The sequence below is a fragment of the Bacillus sp. WMMC1349 genome (genome assembly GCF_013155385.1).
GTDB lineage: Bacteria > Bacillota > Bacilli > Bacillales > Bacillaceae > Bacillus.
The window spans coordinates 1-22,500 of the sequence record NZ_JABJUQ010000001.1; the positions used below are offsets into that span (position 1 = coordinate 1).

Below are 22,500 nucleotides of genomic sequence, written 5' to 3' on the forward strand. Positions count from 1 at the left end.
AGATGCAAGCTAATATGATTGCCCAACAACCACAGACATCCAAATGCTTTTTTTCGATGGAAAAACCAATATTATCTCTCCTTTTCTCTATCATTAGGTGCAAAAATACTAAACATGTATTAGTCAAGAAAATTTACCGCCATATATGAGAACTCCAACCCTTATTCCCAATACAAATACCAAAACCATATACCTAAAATTCCGTTTAAATTCATCTAATACGCCAAATAGAGAAAGTAAATGGGAAAGTTCAAATATTGATGCTATCCGAACTATTCCTATCCAGTAGTAAATTGTAATATTTGCTTTCTTTTTTTCGAGTAACCATGACCAACACCCATATCATCAAGTTGATACCAAATTATCTTATTCTTATTTCTTCAGTAATTTCACATTGAAAATTATTAGGAATCCGAACAACAGATTAGTTTCCTGCTCAACTTCAGAAGGATTGATTGTGGGCATAAATAATATACTTATTTAGAAATTTAATCAGAAGGCTGCCTCAATAGGTTATCTCTACCTGGAAGGATCGATGTGGAATTTTTGTAACACAGCTAAATGTAATGAAAACAGAATTCAAGAACAATCAAGAAATTGAGGAGTTTTGAATAAACTTACGGCTTATTATCGCTCAACAAATTCGGTGCAAAATAATGATTAACTCGCCCTTCTTTATCCATTTTTCAATTTAAGATGTTCTTTTTCTTTTAGACATAAAAACACCCCTTTAGATAATCATATCCAAAGGGGCAAAGCTTCACAACGTTTTCTTTATTTCAAATCAACAACACTCTTCTAAAAAGCAAATAATCTACTCCACCGTCACACTCTTCGCCAAGTTCCGCGGCTTATCAACATCACAGCTGCGGTGCAGAGCAGCGTAGTAAGCAATCAGCTGCAACGGGATGACTGAGGCAAGCGGTGCAAGTTCCGGGTGTACTTCTGGAAGTATGAATCTGTCGCCTGCATCTTCTAAGCCTTTCAGTGAAATCACACATGTATTGGCGCCGCGGGCAGCCACTTCTTTGACATTTCCGCGAATGCTCAAGTTGACATGCTCTTGAGTAGCCAATGCAAATACCGGTGTTCCTTCTTCAATTAAGGCGATTGTACCGTGTTTTAATTCACCGCCAGCAAAACCTTCTGCCTGAATGTAAGAAATCTCTTTCAGTTTTAAGGCGCCTTCGACACAGACGAAGTAGTCAAGACCGCGCCCGATGAAGAAAGCATTTCTGGAGACAGCCAGATATTCGCGAGCAATCATTTCTAACTCATCTTTTTGACCGCAAAGGACTTCCATAGCATTTGCGACAATACCAAGTTCATGAACAAGATCAAAACCGATCTCAGCACCATTCCGTTCCGCAGCAACAGATGCTAAGATACCAAGAACTGCAATTTGTGCTGTGTATGCTTTTGTTGATGCAACGGCAATCTCTGGTCCTGCGTAAAGTAACAATGTGTAATCAGCTTCACGAGAAAGTGTTGATCCAGGTACATTTGTAAGTGTCAGTGCTTTGTGGCCGAGTTTTTTCACCTGTACAAGGACAGCCCGGCTGTCTGCTGTTTCACCACTTTGAGAAATAAAGATAAACAGCGGTTTCTGAGATAGCAATGGCATGTTGTAAGAGAATTCACTTGCGACATGGACTTCAGTCGGAACTTTTGCCCATGATTCAATGAATTGTTTGCCAACAAGACCCGCATGATAGCTGGTGCCACACGCAATAATATAAACGCGGTCTGCTTTAGCAACGGCATCTGCAATATCACCTGGTATGGATAATTTGCCATGTTCATCTTGGTATGTTTGAATAATTTTCCGCATCACGAGCGGCTGTTCATCAATTTCTTTTAACATGTAGTGAGGGTATGTGCCTTTTTCAATATCGCTTGCATCTAACTCAGCAATATAAGAGGCACGGGACATGATTTCGCCATCAAAGTTTTTAATCACAACTTTTTTGTCAGTGACGATGACCATCTCTTTGTCCATAAGCTCCACATATTCATTTGTCACTTGAAGCATTGCCATCGCATCTGATGCAACAACATTGAATGTATCTCCAAGACCGACAAGCAATGGGCTTTTATTTTTCGCAACATAGATTGTTTCTTTGTTGTTATTGTCGAACAAGGCAATCGCATAAGAGCCTTTAAGGAGCATCAGCGTTTTTCGGAACGCTGCTTCTGTTCCAAGACCTTCATTGACAAATTGTTCAATCACTTGAACAACAACCTCTGTATCGGTATCACTTTTCAGTTCCACATCTTGTAAATGCTCGCGTGTCAGCTGAACATAATTCTCGATAACACCGTTATGAACAAGTGTAAAACGACCTGATGCACTTTGATGAGGATGAGCATTTAAACGGCTTGGTTCGCCATGAGTTGCCCAGCGTGTGTGTCCAATTCCGGCTTGTGACATCACTGATTCATCAACTGCTGCACGAAGATCGGCAATCCGGCCTTTTTCCTTAAAGACATGGACACCAGCTTCATTCGCAATCGCAATCCCTGCTGAATCATACCCGCGGTACTCTAATTTTTCTAACCCTTTTAATAAAATCTCTTTTGCATCAAGCTGTCCAATATAACCTACAATACCACACATATTTCTCTTCCTCCTGAGTTTGCAGGAAGGAGACGAAGAAGGCCAGCTTTAAGATGGGGACATCTTCGTCCCCTCCTACATGTTTGATGGAAGATCATGTCATTTTCCTTTGTTCAAAGAGTCACCTCTTTGGTTTAAGAAAATCCTTGCGGCTGTGATCTTTAGTGGTCAGCCGGGAGGCATCCGCCGAATATTCGATAACCTCCATCCTCGTCAACTAAGCTTGTTGTCCGTTCAGCTTAGTTCGGGCGCTATCATTATTGATTTAAACCGCTATCCACCTTTCCTCTTAAAATAAAACAAGACAAGCTGATTTTACTACACAGAAAAAGAACCGTCAAACAATTTTTTCAGTTTGAAAATCGATTCTCTTTAACATATGTTCGTTCAGCATGTCTTGTTCATCGATCTTTCTTAAATGGTTAAAACTTATGCTCCCATCTCTGTTTTGACAACCTCAACAATGCGGCTGACATATTCATCGCAAAGTTCTTTCGTTCTTGCTTCAGCCATCACACGAACAAGCGGTTCTGTACCTGATGGGCGCACAAGGATCCGACCGTCACCATTCATGTCTTGTTCGACTTGTTTGATCACTGCTTTCACTTTTTCGTTGTCTGTCACTTTATACTTATCTGTTACTTTAACATTGATCAAAAGTTGCGGGAATTTCTGCATTTCTGCAGCAAGCTCGGATAATGGTTTTCCCGTCATTTTCATTGTATTCAACAGCATAATCGCTGAAAGCAAACCGTCACCTGTTGTATTGTAATCAAGAAAAATTAAGTGTCCTGATTGTTCACCGCCCAAATTATAGCCGTCTCTTTTCATTGCTTCAACAACATAGCGGTCACCGACAGCCGTTTGAACACTTTTTATTCCTTCCGCACCAAGCGCTTTATAAAAACCGAGGTTACTCATAACAGTAGAAACAACCGTATCATCAGTCAAACGTCCTTCATGTTTCAGGTACTTCGCACATATATACATAATTTGATCACCGTCAACGATTTCTCCCTTTTCATCAACAGCAATTAAACGATCTCCATCACCATCAAATGCCAACCCAACCTCTGCTCCTTTTTCTTTTACAAATGCTGAAAGAGCTTCAGGATGTGTTGAGCCAACTCTATCATTGATATTTAATCCATTTGGTGATGTCCCCATTGTTGAAACATCCGCATCAAGATCAGCAAACAGGTGCGTTGCTAGCGGTGAAGTCGCTCCATGTGCACAATCAAGGGCGATATGAATACCTGTGAAATCCTCATCAGCAGTTTGCTTTAAGAATTGCAAATACTTTTGTCCGCCTTCAAAGTAGTCATTCACCATCCCAAGGTCACTTCCAACAGGTCTTGGCAGGTTATCTTCCGCCTGGTCCATCAATTGCTCGATTTCAAGCTCTTGCTCATCAGACAGTTTAAAACCGTCACCACCAAAAAATTTGATTCCGTTGTCTTCAACAGGATTGTGAGACGCTGAAATCATCACGCCCGCTTCCGCATCCATTGCTTTTGTTAAATACGCTACTCCAGGTGTTGAAATAACGCCTAACCGCATGACTTCCGCTCCAATTGACAAGAGACCGGCAACTAAGGCTCCTTCTAGCATATGTCCGGAAATGCGTGTATCACGGCCGATTAATACCTTGGGACGTTTTTTATCCTTTGTAAGGACATAACCACCAAACCTTCCGACTTTAAAGGCCAGTTCCGGTGTAAGTTCACTGTTTGCCACACCTCTCACACCGTCTGTTCCAAAATACTTGCCCATTCATATCGCTCCTTTTTGATTCATGAAGATTGTGAATCTGTTTCAGAATGATCTTGATCTTTTTTTGTGTCATCCTGATCATCTGTGTCACTTTCTTTTTGAGATGTTTTAGAAGAAATTCTCACTTTGACATTTTTCGGCAGTGACCATGTAATATTCTGCGGTCCATTTACTTCAAGTTTAACGCGGTGTACTCCATCATTTAAATCCGCCACATTGACATAAAGTTCTATGTCTGACGACTGAAGTTTGGCTAGTTCAGCCTCAGATCCCTTTGCCGTAATGTCAAGCTTTCCCGTTTTTGGATCGAGAAACTCGAGAGTTCGAGTATCATTCAGTCCTACGGTTTTAATTGCTACGTTTTTTATCGTGTTCTCTTCTTCTTTATCTACTTTGACTTTTACTTTTACTTTTTCAGGTGACACCTTATGAGCACCCTTTGGCACTGGAACATCAACTTCCAATTCAGTGTTATCTTTAATTTTACTTAAATCAATTTTAGCGCCGTCAATAAATTCTAACGAGTCAAGCACGTTTTTGGGACCGTAAACGGTCACTTCTCCCGGACTCGTATCCAAGCTTGAAATGCTAACCCCGCTAGGAAGCTTTCCTTTCCGCTCAAGCTTGAGCGGAACCTTTTTACTTGGACTTGTCACCGGAACAGTGATTTTGACGACAGACGGGGAGACCCCCAGCGGAAGGACATTTCCATCACTATCATAAACGGTCAGTTTTGTTTCTTTTTCAATCGTCTGATCTACACCTTCCAAATTAACCATTGCCTTAATATTTTCAATTCGGTCAATGACAGTTTTTGACCCTGTTACACTGACATTTTTCGGATTGATAATCGGTTGTTCTGGTGTAAAGCCTTCTTTCATTTTATTCTTATTGTAAAACTCAACCTCAACCGGGAATTCCTTCGTTATTTTCTCTTCAATTGTTACGGTTGCTACCGAAGGATTAATCGAAATACTAACCCCCTCAGTAACATTTCTTGCTTTTAATTCCACTTTATGTCTTCCTGTTTTCAAATGTTGCATATCTACATAAATTTCAAAGTCTTTCACTTGCCTTACTTTCTTTACAGTACCCGTCGGTCCTTTGATTGTAACGTTCACACTTTGCGGAACGCCAGTAACAACATAATTTTCATCATCATAATAAGTTTTCACCGGGATGTCAGTCAACGTTACTTCATCTGTAGTGGATATCGGAAAAAGCCAATCCATTGGTTTTTTCGGAGTCGGCACTTGTGCACTATGGACTGCAAAGTAAAGAAGAAAAGCAAATAGTAATGCAACAACTTTAACAGCCCAAGGATTTTTTAAGAACTTATCCATTCTTCTTCCCCCTCCAATACCAGCGAATTGAGGAAGTTTCCCGGGAATTTTTCTTAAATTCCGCTGTGAGCATATCTTTCAAATCCTCTTCCGATAAACCGCGATGAAGGCTACCGTTCTTTGCGACACTGATGCCTCCAGTTTCTTCAGATACAACAATCGTCAAACTGTCTGTCACTTCACTGATCCCTACCGCTGCTCTATGTCTTGTGCCAAGCTCTTTAGAAATAAACGGGCTTTCAGAAAGAGGCAGGTAACAAGCCGCGGCAGCAACTTCATTATGTTTCATAATAACAGCTCCGTCATGAAGCGGTGTATTCGGAATAAAAATGTTAATTAATAGTTCAGAGCTAACCTTTGCATTCAAAGGAATCCCAGTTTCTATATAATCACCCATTCCGGTTTCTCGTTCAATCGTTAAAAGCGCTCCAATCCTCCGTTTTGCCATATAATGCATCGATTTTGTAATGGCATCAATGACCTGCTGCTGTTGTTCCTCTTCAGGGTTTCCGGTACGGGAAAAAAACCTCCCTCGCCCCAGCTGCTCAAGCGCTCTTCTTAGTTCAGGCTGAAAAATAATGATAATCGCCAAAAAACCCCATGTAATAGCCTGATCGACCAGCCATTGTAGCGTGTTTAAGCCGAAATATTGACTGGCCAGCCGGACAAGAACGATGACCACGATTCCCTTTAACAGCTGAACCGCCTTTGTTCCGCGGATAACCATCATTAATTTATATATAACATACCAAACAAGGAGAATATCAACGGCATCGCCGAGGTACTGTAAGAAAGGGATATCCTCAAAAGCCATTTCCTCGTCCTCCAAGATCTCAGTCATGATTTAAATGTATATGTTTAAGTTATATTATTTTATATACAGAACGATTATATCACAATTTGTTTTCCCAAGTGAAACAGCCGCCTTCCGCACGAAAAGAGCAAAGCCCCTATTGTCCACTTTGCTCTTCGTCATTGGAATGATCCAAACCAAAAATCGTCTTTCCAGTTGATTTTACTTTGTACCAGATCCAGTCAAATGCCTCATTTATTTCGTGAATCTGACCTGTAACTTGACCAGCTGAAGCTGTGTATTGTTCCCCATTGACAATGGTTACATCTCCATCGATTTTACCTTTAATAATAAGCTTTCCGTTTTTTACGGTTACATCTCCTTTTACAACTTTGCCTTCAGGTACGGTAACCGTGTTGTTTTCCACAACTAGATTGGAGTTATTTGACACACTGAAGTCTTGGTCACTTTTCCAACTTGAAAGAAAGCTACCTCCCATTAATAAAATGAAAATAGCTGCTGCAACGATAAACGGATGAGTTTTCAGCCATCGATTAATGGAAACCGTCCGTTTTTCCTTTGGCAGATTTGCCAATACGTCCGCCGTAAAGTTTACCGGAGCTGTAAGATGTGACGTGCTTTGCACAAGAGCGATGGATTTTTCCATTTCGTGAAGATGTTTTCTGCAGCCTTCACATGATTGTATGTGCTTTTTTAATCTCGATTCATCTTCCGAAGGAATATCCCCATCAAGATATTTATGGATAAGCTGAACAATGTGCTCCGGACAGCTCATTTCATCACCCCACTTAAAGATCCCTTAATTGTTTTCTGAGAGCCTCTCTTCCTCTGTGTATTCTCGTTTTCACTGTACCTACGGGAATATTTAATATCTCACTGATTTCAACAAGGGAAAGCTCATCAATGTACTTTAATACGATGACAGTCCTGTATTTATCGGGAAGCCTTAAGATTTTTTCCTGAATCGTACTGTGCAGCTCCAAAGAAAGGAGTTCTTCCTCTGGAAGCGCAACATCTGCCGCTACTTGAGAATACATAGTCAGCCCCTCTGTTCCTGCCACTTCTGCATCCAAATAATAATCCGGCTTTTTTTTGCGAATTCGGTCAATCGTTAAATTGGTCGCAATTCGGTAAAGCCATGTTGAAAATTTCCGGTTAATATCAAAGCTATTGATATTAACGTACGCCCGAATAAATGCTTCCTGCGCAATATCTTCCGCCTCATGGGCATTACCGAGCATACGGTAGCAAAGCTGATAAATTTTGTCTTTGTAAATGTCTACGATGTCTGCAAATGCATTACGATCGCCCTTTTTGACTTGTTTAATTCTTTTTTTTATCATCATTTCCATATTTATCTAACCTCTGCCTTCACCGGTCTTTAAACATACGAATTGAAATTTAAAAGGTTTCATTAAATTCATAAAAATAGTTTATCAAAATATTAGAAAGGTGTAGATAGCTAAAAACGGTTTAATCCTTAATATTAGTTTAAATTTATTTATCTCAATGAATATTTCGAAACTGAAACTTTTGATAAACCGATTTCAAACTTTCTATAGCCTAACGATTTTATATCAAGGCGAGGTCAACCATTCGCACTATATTTGTAAAACGTTCAATCATATTAATCAAAATCACAACAAAAAAGACACCCTATTACAGGATGTCCAAAAACTGGGCTAGCTGGATTCGAACCAACGCATGACGGAGTCAAAGTCCGTTGCCTTACCGCTTGGCTATAGCCCAAAAATGGTGGAGGGGGACGGATTCGAACCGCCGAACCCTGAGGGAGCGGATTTACAGTCCGCCGCGTTTAGCCACTTCGCTACCCCTCCGATAAAACAGTGCCGGCCAGAGGACTTGAACCCCCAACCTACTGATTACAAGTCAGTTGCTCTACCAATTGAGCTAGACCGGCATATTGATACCTTATGCTGAAACAACAAAAGTGTTCCAGGAAAATGGTGGAGGATGACGGGCTCGAACCGCCGACCCTCTGCTTGTAAGGCAGATGCTCTCCCAGCTGAGCTAATCCTCCGAAGCACAGGACGTGCGAGTGCATGCGTTGCAACAGGACGTTGCGCACTTAGCATGCCTTCCTTTTCTTTTAAAGCACAAGTACGCATCATAACAGATGTCATACCCTGCATTTGAAGACGAGTGCATGCCTGCTTAAAATGCTGTCCTAAAATGGTGACCCGTACGGGATTCGAACCCGTGTTACCGCCGTGAAAGGGCGGTGTCTTAACCGCTTGACCAACGGGCCTGATCAAACATATCAGCAATTTCTCAAAGCTGACAAAAATTATTATATACAGGTTGACCCCTATTTGTAAAGAGATAATTTAAAATTTTTATTTTCAAAATTTTCGACTGATGTTTTTAATCATGACCAATGTTTTTGTTTACAATATAAGTATCTATTTTTTGAGAGGAGTAAACATAGATGATATTAGTCAGCTCTTGTTTAGCAGGGATTGAGTGCCGATATAACGGAACCCATTGCAATGTCGAAAAAATAAACAAACTGATAAAGGAAAATAAAGCAGTGACAGCCTGTCCTGAATTGCTCGGCGGTTTTCAAACTCCTAGAGAGCCTGCGGAAATTGCAGATGGAAAAACGGGTGAAGATGTGTTAAATGGCAATGGTGTCATTATCACAAAGTCTGGAGAAGATGTAACAGAGCTCTATTTAAGAGGTGCTTATAAAACACTTGAACTAGCTAGAGATATTCAAGCGGATACCGTTGTGTTAAAAGAAAACAGCCCTTCCTGTGGCAGCAATTATATATATGATGGAAGTTTTTCTGGCAGCAAAATAATCGGAAACGGGATCACAGCAGCCCTACTTAAAAGAGAAGGCCTTCGAGTCATTTCTGAACAGCAAATAAATGAACTTAAAGAAAACAATGCTTCTAAATAACGCTGTGCAATTAAAATTTATCAAGGAAAGTTTGAGATACTGTCATTGGGGTTGTGGCAAGCGGAAAAACTCCATACAAAACAGTCCAAGCCATTATGCCATCTGCGAACTTTCCTTGAGCTGTTTCATGATGGATCTAATTTTTCAAAATACAGCTAGGAGTGCTCCAATAAAACAAAGCATATTTCTAGGCCTGAAAGAATTATAATAATAAAAAAAAACTTAAATAATATTGTCATCAACTGCACCTAACAATAATTGTCCATAATACATAAAGAACTAGAATTTAATAAGCCACATTTCCTTTATGAAGTCCCTCTGCAAATCATTGAATTGGTTTATCCCTCTCCTATACCGTTAATCCTAATGCATGCTTGAAAAATGATATGGTAGTTGAATTTAATTAAACGTTTGTTTAAAATTACCATTAACATTTATTTGCAGAAAGGAGCAACACCATGAAGAAACGCGTGATTTCCATGCTTACAGCCTTGTTATCCATTACAATGATATACCCTTCCACCTCTTCTGCGAAAATCGCAGATCAACAACAAACATTCCCTGTCTTAAAACATGCAAAAACCCCTGAAGATGCTGGATTTTCAGCAGAAAAACTAGAGAAAGTTGACCGGTTGATTGAAAAAGATATTCAAGCAGGATTTCCCGGTGCTACATTAATCGTGATCAAAGATGGCATGATTGTAAAAAAAGAGGTTTATGGCTATAAGAAAAAATACAATCAACTCAACCTGTTAAAACACCCGAAAAAAATGAAGGCTGATACAATGTTTGATCTTGCTTCCAATACAAAAATGTATGCTGTCAACTTTGCTCTGCAACATTTAACAAACTGCGGCAAGCTTAATCTAGATGCAAAAGTCTCACATTATATTCCAGAGTTTAAAGATGCTCCGAAAGACACCATCAAAGGAAAAAAACAGCTTCGTGTTCGTGACTTACTTCAACATAGAGCCGGACTTCCAGCAAGTTGGAGTTACTATGATCCGAAAAGAGCGGGGCAACTTTATTCTCAAGAACGGGAAAGGACATTAGCATTCCTGGCAAAAACACCACTTGCATACAAACCCGGAACAAAACAAGTTTACAGTGATATCGATTACATGCTGTTGGGGCTAATCATCGAAAACATCACGAACCAACGGTTGGACAGATATGTTGAACAACAGTTTTACAAACCACTCGGTCTCAACCATACGATGTTTAACCCTTTGCAGAAAGGCTTTAAACCACGTCATTTTGCAGCCACTGAACGGGTTGGAAATACACGTGATGGAATTGTTTCGTTTCCTCATGTGAGGAGATATACGTTACAAGGCGAAGTTCATGATGAAAAAGCTTTTTATTCAATGGCAGGTATTTCAGGTCATGCGGGTTTATTCTCAACAACTGAAGATATGGCTGTACTACTTCAAGTCATGTTGAATGGCGGCGGTTATGGGTCTCACCAGTTCTTTAGCAACGCGATTATTCAACAGTTCACAAAACCCGCCTATGACACATATGGTTTAGGCTGGCGATTGAATCGAAATCATGATGTGAAATGGATGTTCGGAAAACATGCGAGTAAACAAGCATACGGACATACCGGTTCGACGGGAACAATTACACTGATTGATCCGGCCTATCAATTAGGGATTGTTTTACTGACCAATAAAAAACATTCGCCAGTCATCGCTCCTGAGAAAAACCCGAATCAATTTGAAGGTGATGGATTTGCAACAGGTAAATACGGAAGTGTGATGACCACTATTTATGAAGCACTGAATCATCAATAGGAGGCGACTTTTCATATGAAAATAGTTTTTCGTTACATCCTGATCACTACATTGCTATTTTCTCTCACATTAGCACCAAGTGCTGAACAGGCTGATGCAAAAAAACAGACGATCAAGCAAATGGTCAAATGTATGTCACTTGAAGAAAAACTTGGTCAAATGTTGATGTTGGATTTTAGAAATTGGCAAAAAAAAGAGGAGTCTAAGCCTTCAGGGTTAACTAAAATGAATAACGAAGTAGCCAGTATCATTCAACAATATCATCTAGGCGGTGTTATTCTCTTTGCAGAAAATGTTACCGGCACTGAACAAACGGTTCACTTAACAAATGGTCTGCAAAAGGCAAGTCGAAAGCTCCCGCTTTTCATAGCGATTGATCAAGAAGGCGGGATTGTCACACGTTTGGAGTCAGGTACAAACTTACCTGGAAATATGGCACTTGGCGCTTCAAGAAGCCGAAAAAATGCTTATCGATCAGGAAAACTGATTGGGAAAGAATTATCTGCATTAGGTATCAATGTTAACTTTAGTCCGGTACTTGATGTAAACAACAATCCCAATAATCCGGTGATCGGGATTCGTTCCTACAGTTCAAAACCTGAATTAGCGGCTCAGCTAGGTATTAAGACGATGAAAGGACTACAGAAGGAACAGATCATAGCGACAGCAAAACATTTCCCTGGACACGGTGATACAAGTGTTGATAGCCATTTAGGTCTGCCGCTTGTTCCGCATGACCGCGATCGACTCAATCGTATCGAACTTTATCCTTTTCAACAAGCCATTAATGCGGGAATTGACATGATCATGACAGCACACGTCCAATTCCCTGCCTTTGATGACACAACTTACAAAAGCATCAAAGATGGGCAAGACATCATTGTTCCCGCAACACTTTCTAAAAAAGTGATCACAGACCTTTTACGGAAAAAGCTTGGATTTGATGGTATTGTCGTAACAGACGCTTTAAACATGAAAGCCATTTCAGATCATTTTGGTCAAGAAAAAGCCGTTATTATGGCTATTCAGGCAGGTGTAGATATCGCACTTATGCCAGCGAAAGTGACATCCCTTAAAACAGAAAAAAACTTAGCAACTGTGTTTCAGTCCCTCCTTCATGCCGTCAAACAAGGGGAGATACCCATCAAGCAGATCAATCAATCGGTCGAGCGAATCCTGACAGCAAAAATGAAGCGCGGAATTTTGAATGATGATTCTACATCAATTCGTAAAAAAATCAAACGCGCTTTAAAAACAGTCGGAAACCATAAGCATTTGAAACAAGAAATGAAAATGGCACGAGAAGGTGTGACCGTTTTAAAAAACAAACACAAAACACTGCCATTTAATCCGAAAAAAGGGGACACCATTTTAGTTCTTGCACCTTTTGAAGAACAAACAAAAGCGATCAAAAAAACGATCAGAAGGATCAACAGAAAAGCAGTTATAAAGGAATATCATTTTGCAAAAAAAAGATTTAACAAAGCAATCGAAAAACAAATTGATCAAGCTGATTATGTTATTACGGGATCATATATCGTCAAAAACGACCCAGTCTTAAATGAGGAAACCACCCATCATGATTCAAACAAATGGGCGACCATTTTCCCTCGAGCCGCCATGAAATATGCACAGTTAAATCGGAAAAAGTTTGTTTTAATGAGTCTTCGCAATCCTTATGACACAGCAAATTTTGAAGAAGCTCAAGCGGTGATTGCAGTATATGGCTTTAAAGGCTATACTGACGGACGTTTCAGGCAGCCGAATATTCCGGCCGGAGTGGAAGTCATCTTCGGAAAAGCAAAACCGAAAGGGCGATTACCAGTTGATATCCCTTCAGTCACACATCCAGGTCAAATCCTCTATCAATACGGCTATGGATTAAATATGAAAACAGGCAAGCCGCTTAGTCAGGAGGGAAACTGATGAGAAAAAAACCACTGTGGTTGTTGACAGGAATTGTTGTTATTGGCACATTGACAGGAGCAGTCTGCCCAGACCAAAAAGTCTCACCAGGCATTGAAATGCTCATGAACAACAAACGTTTATTAACCAATAAAAGGATCGGACTGATTACAAATCCTACTGGTGTTGATTCTCACCTGACAAGTAGCATTGATTTACTCCATCAAGATCCACATATTAAGCTTGCCGCACTTTTTGGACCTGAGCACGGTGTTAGAGGCGATACACAAGCAGGTGATCAAGTCGACTCATACATTGATGAAAAAACCGGTCTGCCTGTTTACAGCCTTTATGGTAAGACAAAAAAGCCGACAGGAGAAATGCTCCAGCATATTGATGTTCTTCTCTTTGATATTCAAGATGTGGGAACACGTTTTTACACTTACATTTACACAATGGCATATGCAATGGAAGCAGCAAAGGAAAACAACATTCCCTTTGTTGTCCTGGACCGACCTAATCCACAAAGCGGAAAAAAAGTGGAAGGTCCTGTCCTTGATCCTGACTATTCGTCTTTTGTTGGAAGATATCCGATACCTTTAGTACATGGCATGACAACCGGTGAATTGGCAAAACTTTTTAATCGAGAATTCAAGATTGGTGCTGACTTAACCGTCATTAAAATGAAGGGCTGGAAACGACAAATGTTTTTTGAAGATACAGAACTTCCTTTCGTCCTCCCTTCACCAAACATGCCGACTCCTGATACAAGCATTGTCTACCCAGGCACAGGCTTACTTGAAGGAACAAATATTTCTGAAGGAAGAGGGACAACAAAACCATTTGAATTGATCGGTGCACCTTACATCAATAGCACAGATCTCGCCGAAAAATTGAACAGTTTAAAACGACCAGGCGTTCGATTCAGAGCTGCATCGTTTACACCAACATTTTCAAAATACCACCATCAATTGTGCCACGGTGTTGAGCTTTATGTAACAGACAGATTCACATTTCAGCCTGTCAAAACCGGCATCACCATTATTAAAACGATACACGATCTTTATCCGGATCACTTTAAGTTCCTATCCTCAGGTAGCTTTAATCGTCTCGTTGGCAATAGCTGGATGAAAGCAATGATTGAAAAAGGCACAGCAACTAACGAAATGTTCAAAATAATGGATGCCGAGAAAAATCAGTTTATGAAAGTCAGAAAGAAATATTTGCTTTATTAAATATCAAGCTTTTCAGGATGTTGTAGATGATCGAAATATAACACCGATACCTACATGATGGCATCGTTCCACGAACTACACTGATGACAACAATAACAGCAATGATTGTAAGCATGTTAATAACCCGATTCCACAAAGCGCAGCCATCACAAACTTCATTACATCAACACCAAGCATGTAAACGAGTGAAGTAAGCTATTAAAGAACAAAAGAGCACCACAGAAATGAGGGTCATGATGATAACAGAAAATCGCTAACATCATCAAGTCTCCTTCTTTTCTCGCTTGCCCGAATAAGGTGGCAAGCTTATTTTTTCTCAAAATCGGGCGAAACCGCTAGATTTCCCAAGATGCCAATTTGCTGAGAAAAGCGCTGACTGAACAATGGTGAAAGAACGATATCTAATATAGAGTGTAGCGAAATAAATAATGCTAGAATCAACTAATCTATTTAGATGGTTTAAAAGAAATAAATACACGTATAGGACAAACTCAGTACAACAAAAATGAATGGAATAATTTAACTAATTGGTTGATGTATGAAATTATTTCTAATTGGAAGAAACTTTTTAAGGGGGTCATGCGTCAGTAAATACGTCACATCATTTAGAAGGAGTACCGCCATGTCCAGATCATACAGTACACGAACGACTAAACAAAAACATAAAAAAATAAGACGACGGCTAATATTAACCGCTTTATTTCTTGCTTGTGTGGCTTTTTATGTTATTGTCCCAGCAAATTTATATCAACACCAAGAAAATCACTTGCAGGCATCTGAAAAACCAACTAAACTCGAAAAGAAAAAGAAACATCAGCAAAAAAAACAGAGCAGTATTCTGACGAAAAACGAAAATAAACAAGTCGATCAGTATTTGAAAAGCATCGGCTTCAGCGGTACAGCACTGATCGTGGATAAAGGAAAAATTGTTACCAGCAAGGGCTATTCATACGCAGACCGTAAGAACAAGGTGCTGAATACAACTGATACCGTTTTTTATATTGGTTCTGCACAAAAATCAATTATTGCAACTGCTGTTCTCCAACTTGAAGAAAAAGGTCTACTGTCAGTAAACGACCCTGTTTCTACATACATTGCCGACTTTCCAAATGGATCGAATATTACTTTATATAACCTATTGACACACACATCAGGAATTAAAGGTCACAAAGAAACTAAAGGATACATTTCACCGGAAAACCTTATGAAAGACATTAAAAATCGCGGTGTGGTGAATCCACCAGGAATATGGAAATATAAAGACTCTAACTATTCTGTACTGGCCTACATTGTTTCTAAACTGAGCGGTGAACCAATTGACCATTATATTGACGAACACATTTTTAAACCTGCCGGCATGAAACACGCAGGATTTTATCAAACATTTGCTAAACAAGCTCGAACATCAATAGGCTATAAATTTAGCCCGTTACAAAAACTATCTACTCCTTATATGCCTGATTTATCACAGCTTTACGGGGCAGGCGATATGTATATGACCGCTTATGATATGTATTTATTTGATAAAGCACTATTTGAAAGGACCATTATTTCCGATGTAAGCTTTAGAAAAATGTTTACACCATATCGCGCCACATATGGCATGGGCTTTTACATTGCATACGGAAATTATTCGAGTCACGGTGTCATGCCTGGATATAATATTTTAAACAACTTCAGCCAAACAGGAAAAAGATATGTGATTCTTTTTTCCAACATACAAAACAATATCAAATCATTTGGCGCTGTGAACAACCATATTTACGGTATATTGAATAATGGAGCTTAACGAAAAAAAGGGCTATCCTGAAAGTCGTGTGGATGAATAAAAATTGGGGAATTTGCTCGCTTTCCGCGGGAGTCTCGCAATTCCCCCTGATTTATGTTGAAAAAGGACTTTTTAGACAGCTCCGTCCTTTTTGACGTTTAAAAAGTATTGACCAAGCAAGACTTTTTATCAGAGTCACATGATTTTCACCATTATTCTGCGTTTATCTCTTTTGGCAGCCGAGATGGGGCCTTCGGAACTTGGCGTTGCTCATGATTGATGACATCAGAAGAGTATACTGTAATGATCATACTTCCTTTATTTTGTTTAGCACGAATCAAAACCGGCTGGTTATATCTGTTTTGAAAACGAAAGTCGGGTCCTTCCCAACTGACAGTGGCATCTCGCTTAGGTGGTACATAAGGTACACGCCTACTATGGGAAAAGCGCTGGACGATATGAAGCCCTGCCCGATCGGCTGCATTAAATAGTGTTGAAGATACTTGACAAATGCCCCCACCAACTCCTTCAGACAATTCACCTCTAACAATAACAGGAGCTCGCATATATCCCTTTTCTTCGGTTCTCATTCCAACTACTTTGTTAAATGAAAAAACTTCATTAGGAAAAATAACATAATTATCAATTGCTTTTGTAGCAAGCGCTATATTATGTGAACGGCTTTCGTTGTTAGAATTAAAATAAGTCACATACTGACCTATCCGCTGTGTCCGAATGTGAGCGAGTAACTCACTATCAACTTTTGGATAAATATTTAACTCCGGCACTTCTACCTGTGCTGGACCACGGCCAAAGAAATACGCATAAAACTTCTCATTAAACGCCTGCCGATAAAGTTTATATCCGATCCGCCCTGGAGTAATTTCTCCCCTTTGATTAATCATAGCGTTTTCAGGGTTCCGATATATTTTTTGGTCAAGTTGGTCAATAAACTTACGATATTTTTCCTGGTCGATGATTGGAGTACCAGAAGGAGACATCATAAAATCTTCACGATTTACAGTAGCAATTGTCTGACCTTGTTGCGTAATTGTTAATTGATCAGAAAGTGCGCCAACTTGAGACCATAATAAAAATCCTGTTATCCATATATGTATCATGATCAATTTACCTCCCATCCTAGTTTGAACAGAGGCTCTCCCTTTCATGTATGACTTGCTTTCGACTCAATAAGATTCATTGATCGGCCAGTAAAGATTAATTAGAAGATGTTTACAGTTAATATTGCGCGGGTAAATGCGTTGAACAAAAATTTAATGATAGCAGATAATAAAAAAAGGCTCCCAAAGGAAGCCAAAGTATGAGGGGTAAAACCTTAAGAACGTATGTTCTATTATATTTTACCTTTATGGAAACAACTTGTCAATACTTGAAGAAGTGAAAACTTGTTAATTTTGTTTTATTAAAACTTTATTTAAGGTTCTCATTTGAATATTAATCTATAATTGTTTTCCACTTACCCATTGTAAACCAGCGAAAGGCAACACCTAGCGCGGTTGCTAGTGCATATAGAGGTGTCGGGTCAAAAACCAACTACGTTCTTTAACGGTTTTCGAGATTCAGTAAGTTCCTGTTGTTTTTTCTTATCTACATGAAGCTCTAAGGGAATCCATTACCATTGATTCTACATATTTAATTGGAATGTCTCACATGAATCTTGGAATATGCTATAATGAACTTGAATAACTTGACAAATCAGCTGTTCATCTACAAAAATCCCTTAAATTGTATAAGGAAGAAGGCTGCACCCATTTAACAAAAACTTTATTTAATCTGTCTCATGTTAATGCAAAGAAGAATGAGATGACTTTAGCCAGAGACTTATATCTTGAAGGAAAAGAACTAGCTGAAAAAAAGCATGAATTCGATTATGTTGCAAAATTAAACTTGCTTAAAGGGCTTTACTTTGCAAACGATCTAGATCTAATCCGAGAATCATTTAAGTTCTTCGAAGATAAAGGTATGTATGCTGACATGGAGAATTACAGCATTCTTACAGCAGAGATCTTGAAGAAAAGAGAAATGTTTTGTGACTCTTTAGAGCTTTATGACATTTCAGTAAAAGCAAGAAGACAGATTAAGAGGAGCGGGATATCTATATGAAAGTTAAATTGTTTATTTGCGCTAATGTATCGTTAGGTGTTGGAGGAACTCTTAGTTCTTCTTTAGGAAATCAGGCAATTAACACACCTCTTAGTGACAGGATTGGATCTTAAGCGATTAATGGTGGAATAAAATTATTGAAAAGACAAAGAGCATGTATTCGATACATGCTCTTTATTAATCAAACATACAGATCTTTTTGATAAGTCATCTTCTTTTTTGAGGCTCTGAAATATTGGGCTACTTACTCTCTACTAAAGTCAAAAAGAATTAAAAACTATTATTCTTTCTCAATTATGGTTAGGTTTTTTTACCTAATCCAAATGGTTCATTTTCTTAGAATGAAAAAACCTCCCGCCATCCTTTTCATTAACATGATAAAATTTTAACTGATTGCCATTTTTATGATGTTGTTTAAAAATAACTATCTGAAATGAAAATGTGATGGCGGACAAGAAAAAACAATTAAAAACTGAACTGAAAAATGCAGATAAAAAGTCCGATCAAATCGTCGATACCCTCAAAAATAACATGGATCGGATCATAAACCGAGTGAATGATATCGTTGATCGGATAAGTGGACTAATTATTATTATACAATGAAGATATCAAAATCGCAAACAACTCGGAAAAATGCGTTTCATGCTGTAGAAGATCTGAATCAATCTTTGACAGTCGAATACACACAAGCATTGGCTGAAGCCGAAAGTGTCTCCAAAAAATTCTCAGCATTGATGGAAGCCACAAGTAATGGAAAAAGCGCTTCTCCTATGTATTTTGATAAGAAGGCTTTTCACTCGAATAAGTTATATAAAGAAGCAATCAAAACCGACAAACAAGCGACTACATATATTAATGCAAAAAAGAGCAAGCAGAAGCCCGCAGAATTGCAGAGTTGCAAGAGAAGCTTGCAAATGTATCTGACCCTGATGAATATATTAAAATGGCTAAAGAAATTGGTTATAACAACCTTTCACCAGAACAACAGGAGTATGTTAAATCCCTTGAAGAAGAAGATGTTAATTTCTGGGAACGCCCTATTGATTATGTATCAGAGAAGTTAGACGATATCGATGACGGTGTTATAAATCTTATAGAAAAAGGAGATGAGAAACTAAAAGAAGTTTTAGCACCTGTAGATGAGGCAGGTAAAAAATATTTAGGGCCTGTATACGACTACATAAAAGCAAAAGAAGCGGCTAAAGAGGATTTTTGTATGGATACTCTTCACGGTGTTGCAGCATTAAATAAATTTTTAAGAAATGCTATCTTTCATCCCGTTAGAACTGCAAACTCGGTTATAGAATTCGACTATAAAAAAGCCTGGAATGCTTCTTGGGATGAAGTAAAAGAAAAATGGGATAAAAACTTTGTACATGGAGATTTGTATTCAAGGACACATTATGCTGAATATCTTAAATTAAATATCGTCACTACATTTATATCAGGTGGTGCCGGTGCAGCATCAAAGGGTGCATCAATTGCTTCGAAAGCTGGGAGATTTGCAAGCATGCCGGAAAATAAATAGTCAGACAAGGAATAAAAGGCGCTGGAAAAGTTGTGAGGGACGTCAAAGAAGTTAAAGAAGTTTTTAAAACTTTATCAAAGGCTGGAAAGATGTCCAATACTCGTGCTCGTCAGTTCCTAGTGAAAAAAGGAATCCCAATTAATGCGAAAAATTTACAAAAGGATGGACATGGTCCCATTCATCAAATCAAGAAGGCTTATGATCCTCAAATATATGCTGTAAAGTTAGATTTACAATTCTTTGCAGAGAGGACAAGTGAATCCATATTCTCTAATAAAGCTACCAAGCATATATTCCACGGTAATATTAATGGTAAGGGTAACCCTTCTGGATATCACCATTCAAATATTATATCAGATGCTACTTTATCAAATGTAAGCGATCCTGATAATTTTGGAGTATATAAAGCCACAATAGAGATGAATGGAAAGAAGAAATTTTCTACATTCTTCCCCAAGAACTGGAATCGAGTAGACGTTATGGATGCAATAAAAGATGCAAGAAATTCTGTAGATTTTGATGGTGCTGGTTGGTATACGGGAAAAACTGAAACAAGAATGAAAGTAAAAATGTGGTTAAATAATAGAGGTCATGTAGATACTGCATTCCCAATTTATACAAATAGAAATATGAGGTGAAATAATGAAGATAGAGTACACTTTTAAACTAGAAAACGAGGGTTTCTATATACCGAAGTTTACTAGTGAGTTTAAACTAATTGAGTTAATGTTTGAAGACATGGCAGCGTTTGGAGAAGCCATTTTCAAAGAATATATAGAAAAGGTAATAAATGGGGAAAGTAACTTCGAAGAAATTTATGGAAACATATGTGCTTTGGAAATTTCACTAGAATTCACTAAAATAAGTACAGAATTTGTATCTGATGGATTAGCTAATGAAATAAGTGTTGAGACAAGAGAGTTGCTTAATCTAATAAACAAATGGATTGAAAAAAATGATCTTTAGTTTATCGAATTTATAAGAAAATCCTAAATATTTCAATGTAACATAATTATTATACTTTTGAAGAATTAAGTAATCTTTTAGGTAGCAATTTCCATCAAGATATAGAATCTCCAGAACAAGCTTTACAAGATTATATTAATAGGCAAAGTAAAGATTGGATGCAAATATTAATTTACTGTGCAGAAAGTTTTTTAAATAGCAACATATCCAATCAAGAAAAAGAAAACTTTATTAAATCGAACGCTGAAATTTACTTTCATGCCATGGATTTAACTCCTATACAATGGTTAAAAAGTGTAATCGAACAAATAAAACAATCTATTTAAATACTTTTGAGGACCCCTCTATCGAGAAGAAGGGTCTGTTTTTATGCAAACAATCTTGTCCAAGTAGCTTTCCGAGCAACCGCATCCACAACCAGACCAAAAACACGAAGGCAAAAATGTTCAAAAAGGCAAGCATGGTGACGGAGATCCCAAAACTCCCCATCAATCAAAATCAAAACCACACGAGCCTGTTCAAAAGGTTGATAAGCCTCACGAGTCTACTAAAGATGCTGGAACAGTTTCTGGCAAGCGTCCTCATGAGTCTTCTAAGCCGAAAAAGAAAGATGTTGACAATGGAAGTAAGGGTGCGGGGGAAGATACGAAGAGGTATGGTAATCCTCCTGAAGAAGAAATTAAATTTAAGATTGATATTGCTGCTGAAAAAAAAGCTGAAGAAATAAGAAGTACAGGTTTGAAAAATATAGAGGACTTTGCTAAGAATACTGGTTTGAAGTTACAGGAGGCAACAGATTTAAAATCACATCTTTTTCTTAATAAATATGATCTTCCAGCTTACGATGAGAAAGGTTTATACTTTTATAATACTAGATTAACACCTGATCCTGAAGTAGTATATGCTTTTCATAAAGCTCTGAAAGGAGAACTAACTCCTGATCAGAAAAAATGGTTTCAACAGTTAAAAGCACATGAATTGGATGAAAAAGTCCGAATGGATTCTGGAAAAGAATACTATAGACATCCAGACTCTTGGGATTTCGAGTCAAAAAGCTGGAAATCAAAGCCTCCTGGTGCACATGATAATGCTGTTGCCACAACCTGAATTTGGAACATTTCCTGGATATAAGGAGGAAAGTTCGTCATTTTATAAAATCAAAAAAGGTGATGAATATGATATTGTCTTTTAGTAGTGCGGTACAAAGAATAAATGAAATAGACTGGAATATTGAAGAAAAGCCCAAAGAATCACATTCAGTTCTGTTGGCCGAATATTTGAGAAGAATGGCTATTTTTACAAAGCCTTATACTTCTAATCAAAGTCCAATAGGAAGTCCGCTAAAAGTCCTAAATATTGAAAACAATGATTTGTTGCTAGAAATCGATAGGGTTGTGGATAAAGGTTTTCCTGATATTGACAACTCAATACACTATAAAATATGTAGAGATTATTTAGAGACAGCATATATTGTTGAAAAAGGCTTATCGGAAGCTTTAAAAGTAGCAAATATTTATGAACCTATTATTATATTTTTTGAAAGAGGTGGGAAATTAAGATTTGATAGCGACAGGGCTTTGAGTTGTGGTAGTGCTGCTTTTGTTCTCAATAATTGGATTGATTTTCATAGCAGTAGGTTAGAAACCGATATTAGCGATCCTAATTTGAAGACAATCGATCTTAATAAAGAAAATTAACTCCTTCT

The 22,500-nt window shown here is 38.3% G+C and carries 19 protein-coding genes, 5 tRNA genes and 3 pseudogenes (1 of these 27 only partly in view); 14 read left to right on the plus strand and 13 right to left on the minus strand.

The genetic code is table 11. The annotated features are described in order from the left end of the window. Positions 1 to 814 precede the first annotated feature (814 nt). The 11 genes from glmS to HOO54_RS00055 form a co-directional block, all read right to left on the minus strand. Complete coding sequence (gene glmS / locus HOO54_RS00005) at positions 815 to 2,617, minus strand: glutamine--fructose-6-phosphate transaminase (isomerizing) (protein ID WP_172291851.1); 1,803 nt, start codon at positions 2,615 to 2,617, stop codon at positions 815 to 817. A gap of 429 nt (positions 2,618 to 3,046) precedes the next feature. Further along, positions 3,047 to 4,390 (minus strand): phosphoglucosamine mutase, encoded by a 1,344-nt coding sequence (gene glmM, locus HOO54_RS00010; protein WP_172291852.1) that lies wholly within the window; start codon positions 4,388 to 4,390, stop codon positions 3,047 to 3,049. 20 nt (positions 4,391 to 4,410) lie between these two features. Then, on the minus strand, positions 4,411 to 5,733 hold the full coding sequence (locus tag HOO54_RS00015) for a CdaR family protein (protein WP_172291853.1): 1,323 nt from the start codon (positions 5,731 to 5,733) through the stop codon (positions 4,411 to 4,413). Continuing rightward, entirely contained in the window at positions 5,726 to 6,547 is an 822-nt protein-coding gene (gene cdaA / locus HOO54_RS00020) for a diadenylate cyclase CdaA (RefSeq protein WP_172291854.1), read from the minus strand. The genes HOO54_RS00015 and cdaA overlap by 8 nt, the downstream gene beginning before the upstream one ends. 136 nt (positions 6,548 to 6,683) lie before the next feature. Then, positions 6,684 to 7,322 carry an anti-sigma-W factor RsiW gene (rsiW, locus tag HOO54_RS00025; RefSeq protein WP_172291856.1) on the minus strand — a complete coding sequence of 213 codons (639 nt, stop codon included), beginning with the start codon at positions 7,320 to 7,322 and terminating at the stop codon, positions 6,684 to 6,686. A gap of 13 nt (positions 7,323 to 7,335) precedes the next feature. Continuing rightward, the gene (sigW, locus tag HOO54_RS00030) at positions 7,336 to 7,899 is read right to left on the minus strand and encodes an RNA polymerase sigma factor SigW (protein WP_172291858.1); all 564 of its coding nucleotides are present in this window, start codon (positions 7,897 to 7,899) and stop codon (positions 7,336 to 7,338) included. A 325-nt stretch (positions 7,900 to 8,224) separates the two neighbouring features. Then, positions 8,225 to 8,296: transfer RNA gene (locus tag HOO54_RS00035), tRNA-Gln, on the minus strand. A 4-nt stretch (positions 8,297 to 8,300) separates the two neighbouring features. Beyond that, positions 8,301 to 8,385: transfer RNA gene (locus tag HOO54_RS00040), tRNA-Tyr, on the minus strand. 10 nt (positions 8,386 to 8,395) lie between these two features. Further along, a tRNA-Thr gene (locus tag HOO54_RS00045) sits at positions 8,396 to 8,468 on the minus strand. Between the two features lie 44 nt (positions 8,469 to 8,512). After that, positions 8,513 to 8,588 (minus strand) — tRNA-Val (locus HOO54_RS00050). A 153-nt stretch (positions 8,589 to 8,741) separates the two neighbouring features. Beyond that, a tRNA-Glu gene (locus HOO54_RS00055) sits at positions 8,742 to 8,816 on the minus strand. A gap of 180 nt (positions 8,817 to 8,996) precedes the next feature. Between HOO54_RS00055 and HOO54_RS00060 the strand changes: the two genes are divergently transcribed. The 4 genes from HOO54_RS00060 to HOO54_RS00075 all read left to right on the plus strand — a co-directional run bounded on the left by HOO54_RS00060 (position 8,997) and on the right by HOO54_RS00075 (position 14,409). After that, positions 8,997 to 9,473, plus strand: coding sequence for a 2-thiouracil desulfurase family protein (locus HOO54_RS00060; RefSeq protein WP_172291860.1), 477 nt, complete (start codon positions 8,997 to 8,999; stop codon positions 9,471 to 9,473). 458 nt (positions 9,474 to 9,931) lie between these two features. After that, positions 9,932 to 11,269, plus strand: a complete 1,338-nt coding sequence (gene pbp4b, locus HOO54_RS00065; RefSeq protein WP_172291862.1) for a penicillin binding protein PBP4B — start codon at positions 9,932 to 9,934, stop codon at positions 11,267 to 11,269. Between the two features lie 15 nt (positions 11,270 to 11,284). Then, on the plus strand, positions 11,285 to 13,195 hold the full coding sequence (locus HOO54_RS00070) for a glycoside hydrolase family 3 protein (protein ID WP_172291864.1): 1,911 nt from the start codon (positions 11,285 to 11,287) through the stop codon (positions 13,193 to 13,195). Further along, a complete protein-coding gene (locus HOO54_RS00075) occupies positions 13,195 to 14,409 on the plus strand; it encodes an exo-beta-N-acetylmuramidase NamZ family protein (RefSeq protein WP_172291866.1) in 1,215 nt (404 codons plus the stop codon). The genes HOO54_RS00070 and HOO54_RS00075 overlap by 1 nt, the downstream gene beginning before the upstream one ends. Before the next feature lie 87 nt (positions 14,410 to 14,496). Here HOO54_RS00075 and HOO54_RS25005 read toward each other — a convergent pair. Continuing rightward, positions 14,497 to 14,595 (minus strand): annotated as a pseudogene (locus tag HOO54_RS25005) (hypothetical protein); the annotation flags it as partial. A 436-nt stretch (positions 14,596 to 15,031) separates the two neighbouring features. Between HOO54_RS25005 and HOO54_RS00085 the strand changes: the two are divergent. Further along, positions 15,032 to 16,198 (plus strand): serine hydrolase domain-containing protein, encoded by a 1,167-nt coding sequence (locus tag HOO54_RS00085; RefSeq protein ID WP_172291868.1) that lies wholly within the window; start codon positions 15,032 to 15,034, stop codon positions 16,196 to 16,198. Between the two features lie 191 nt (positions 16,199 to 16,389). Here the strand turns inward: HOO54_RS00085 and HOO54_RS00090 are convergent, their stop codons facing one another. After that, positions 16,390 to 17,298, minus strand: a complete 909-nt coding sequence (locus HOO54_RS00090) for a VanW family protein (protein ID WP_172291870.1) — start codon at positions 17,296 to 17,298, stop codon at positions 16,390 to 16,392. A 703-nt stretch (positions 17,299 to 18,001) separates the two neighbouring features. Here HOO54_RS00090 and HOO54_RS00095 point away from each other — a divergent pair. From HOO54_RS00095 to HOO54_RS23915, 9 genes and pseudogenes are all read left to right on the plus strand, one after another. Then, a complete protein-coding gene (locus HOO54_RS00095) occupies positions 18,002 to 18,301 on the plus strand; it encodes a hypothetical protein (protein WP_172291872.1) in 300 nt (99 codons plus the stop codon). Positions 18,302 to 18,745: 444 nt separating this feature from the next. Then, complete coding sequence (locus HOO54_RS00100) at positions 18,746 to 18,904, plus strand: hypothetical protein (protein ID WP_172291874.1); 159 nt, start codon at positions 18,746 to 18,748, stop codon at positions 18,902 to 18,904. 292 nt (positions 18,905 to 19,196) lie between these two features. Continuing rightward, positions 19,197 to 19,829: a hypothetical protein gene (locus HOO54_RS00105; RefSeq protein WP_172291876.1), complete on the plus strand. Its 633-nt coding sequence runs from the start codon at positions 19,197 to 19,199 to the stop codon at positions 19,827 to 19,829. A 32-nt stretch (positions 19,830 to 19,861) separates the two neighbouring features. Further along, positions 19,862 to 20,467, plus strand: coding sequence for an EndoU domain-containing protein (locus HOO54_RS00110; protein ID WP_216664687.1), 606 nt, complete (start codon positions 19,862 to 19,864; stop codon positions 20,465 to 20,467). A 4-nt stretch (positions 20,468 to 20,471) separates the two neighbouring features. Next, entirely contained in the window at positions 20,472 to 20,795 is a 324-nt protein-coding gene (locus HOO54_RS00115; protein WP_172291878.1) for a hypothetical protein, read from the plus strand. Positions 20,796 to 20,863: 68 nt separating this feature from the next. Then, a pseudogene (locus HOO54_RS00120) lies at positions 20,864 to 21,121 on the plus strand (contact-dependent growth inhibition system immunity protein); the annotation flags it as partial. A 412-nt stretch (positions 21,122 to 21,533) separates the two neighbouring features. Further along, the gene (locus HOO54_RS00125) at positions 21,534 to 21,902 is read left to right on the plus strand and encodes a hypothetical protein (RefSeq protein WP_172291880.1); all 369 of its coding nucleotides are present in this window, start codon (positions 21,534 to 21,536) and stop codon (positions 21,900 to 21,902) included. A 68-nt stretch (positions 21,903 to 21,970) separates the two neighbouring features. Beyond that, complete coding sequence (locus HOO54_RS00130) at positions 21,971 to 22,492, plus strand: hypothetical protein (RefSeq protein WP_172291882.1); 522 nt, start codon at positions 21,971 to 21,973, stop codon at positions 22,490 to 22,492. Further along, positions 22,483 to 22,500: pseudogene (locus HOO54_RS23915) on the plus strand (T7SS effector LXG polymorphic toxin); its annotated part runs 297 nt beyond the window's last position; the annotation flags it as partial. The gene HOO54_RS00130 and the pseudogene HOO54_RS23915, both read left to right, overlap by 10 nt.

Bases quoted from the DNA above. Each gene is read 5' to 3' on its own strand.
- HOO54_RS00085 (WP_172291868.1), top strand. From the start codon at position 15,032: ATGTCCAGATCATACAGTACACGAACGACTAAACAAAAACATAAAAAA.
- glmS (WP_172291851.1), bottom strand. From the start codon at position 2,617: ATGTGTGGTATTGTAGGTTATATTGGACAGCTTGATGCAAAAGAGATT.
- HOO54_RS00130 (WP_172291882.1), top strand. From the start codon at position 21,971: ATGATATTGTCTTTTAGTAGTGCGGTACAAAGAATAAATGAAATAGAC.
- sigW (WP_172291858.1), bottom strand. From the start codon at position 7,899: ATGGAAATGATGATAAAAAAAAGAATTAAACAAGTCAAAAAGGGCGAT.
- rsiW (WP_172291856.1), bottom strand. From the start codon at position 7,322: ATGAGCTGTCCGGAGCACATTGTTCAGCTTATCCATAAATATCTTGAT.
- HOO54_RS00095 (WP_172291872.1), top strand. From the start codon at position 18,002: ATGACTTTAGCCAGAGACTTATATCTTGAAGGAAAAGAACTAGCTGAA.
- HOO54_RS00115 (WP_172291878.1), top strand. From the start codon at position 20,472: ATGAAGATAGAGTACACTTTTAAACTAGAAAACGAGGGTTTCTATATA.
- HOO54_RS00015 (WP_172291853.1), bottom strand. From the start codon at position 5,733: ATGGATAAGTTCTTAAAAAATCCTTGGGCTGTTAAAGTTGTTGCATTA.
- HOO54_RS00070 (WP_172291864.1), top strand. From the start codon at position 11,285: ATGAAAATAGTTTTTCGTTACATCCTGATCACTACATTGCTATTTTCT.
- HOO54_RS00090 (WP_172291870.1), bottom strand. From the start codon at position 17,298: ATGATACATATATGGATAACAGGATTTTTATTATGGTCTCAAGTTGGC.
- HOO54_RS00075 (WP_172291866.1), top strand. From the start codon at position 13,195: ATGAGAAAAAAACCACTGTGGTTGTTGACAGGAATTGTTGTTATTGGC.
- glmM (WP_172291852.1), bottom strand. From the start codon at position 4,390: ATGGGCAAGTATTTTGGAACAGACGGTGTGAGAGGTGTGGCAAACAGT.
- HOO54_RS00100 (WP_172291874.1), top strand. From the start codon at position 18,746: ATGGCGGACAAGAAAAAACAATTAAAAACTGAACTGAAAAATGCAGAT.
- cdaA (WP_172291854.1), bottom strand. From the start codon at position 6,547: ATGGCTTTTGAGGATATCCCTTTCTTACAGTACCTCGGCGATGCCGTT.
- HOO54_RS00060 (WP_172291860.1), top strand. From the start codon at position 8,997: ATGATATTAGTCAGCTCTTGTTTAGCAGGGATTGAGTGCCGATATAAC.
- pbp4b (WP_172291862.1), top strand. From the start codon at position 9,932: ATGAAGAAACGCGTGATTTCCATGCTTACAGCCTTGTTATCCATTACA.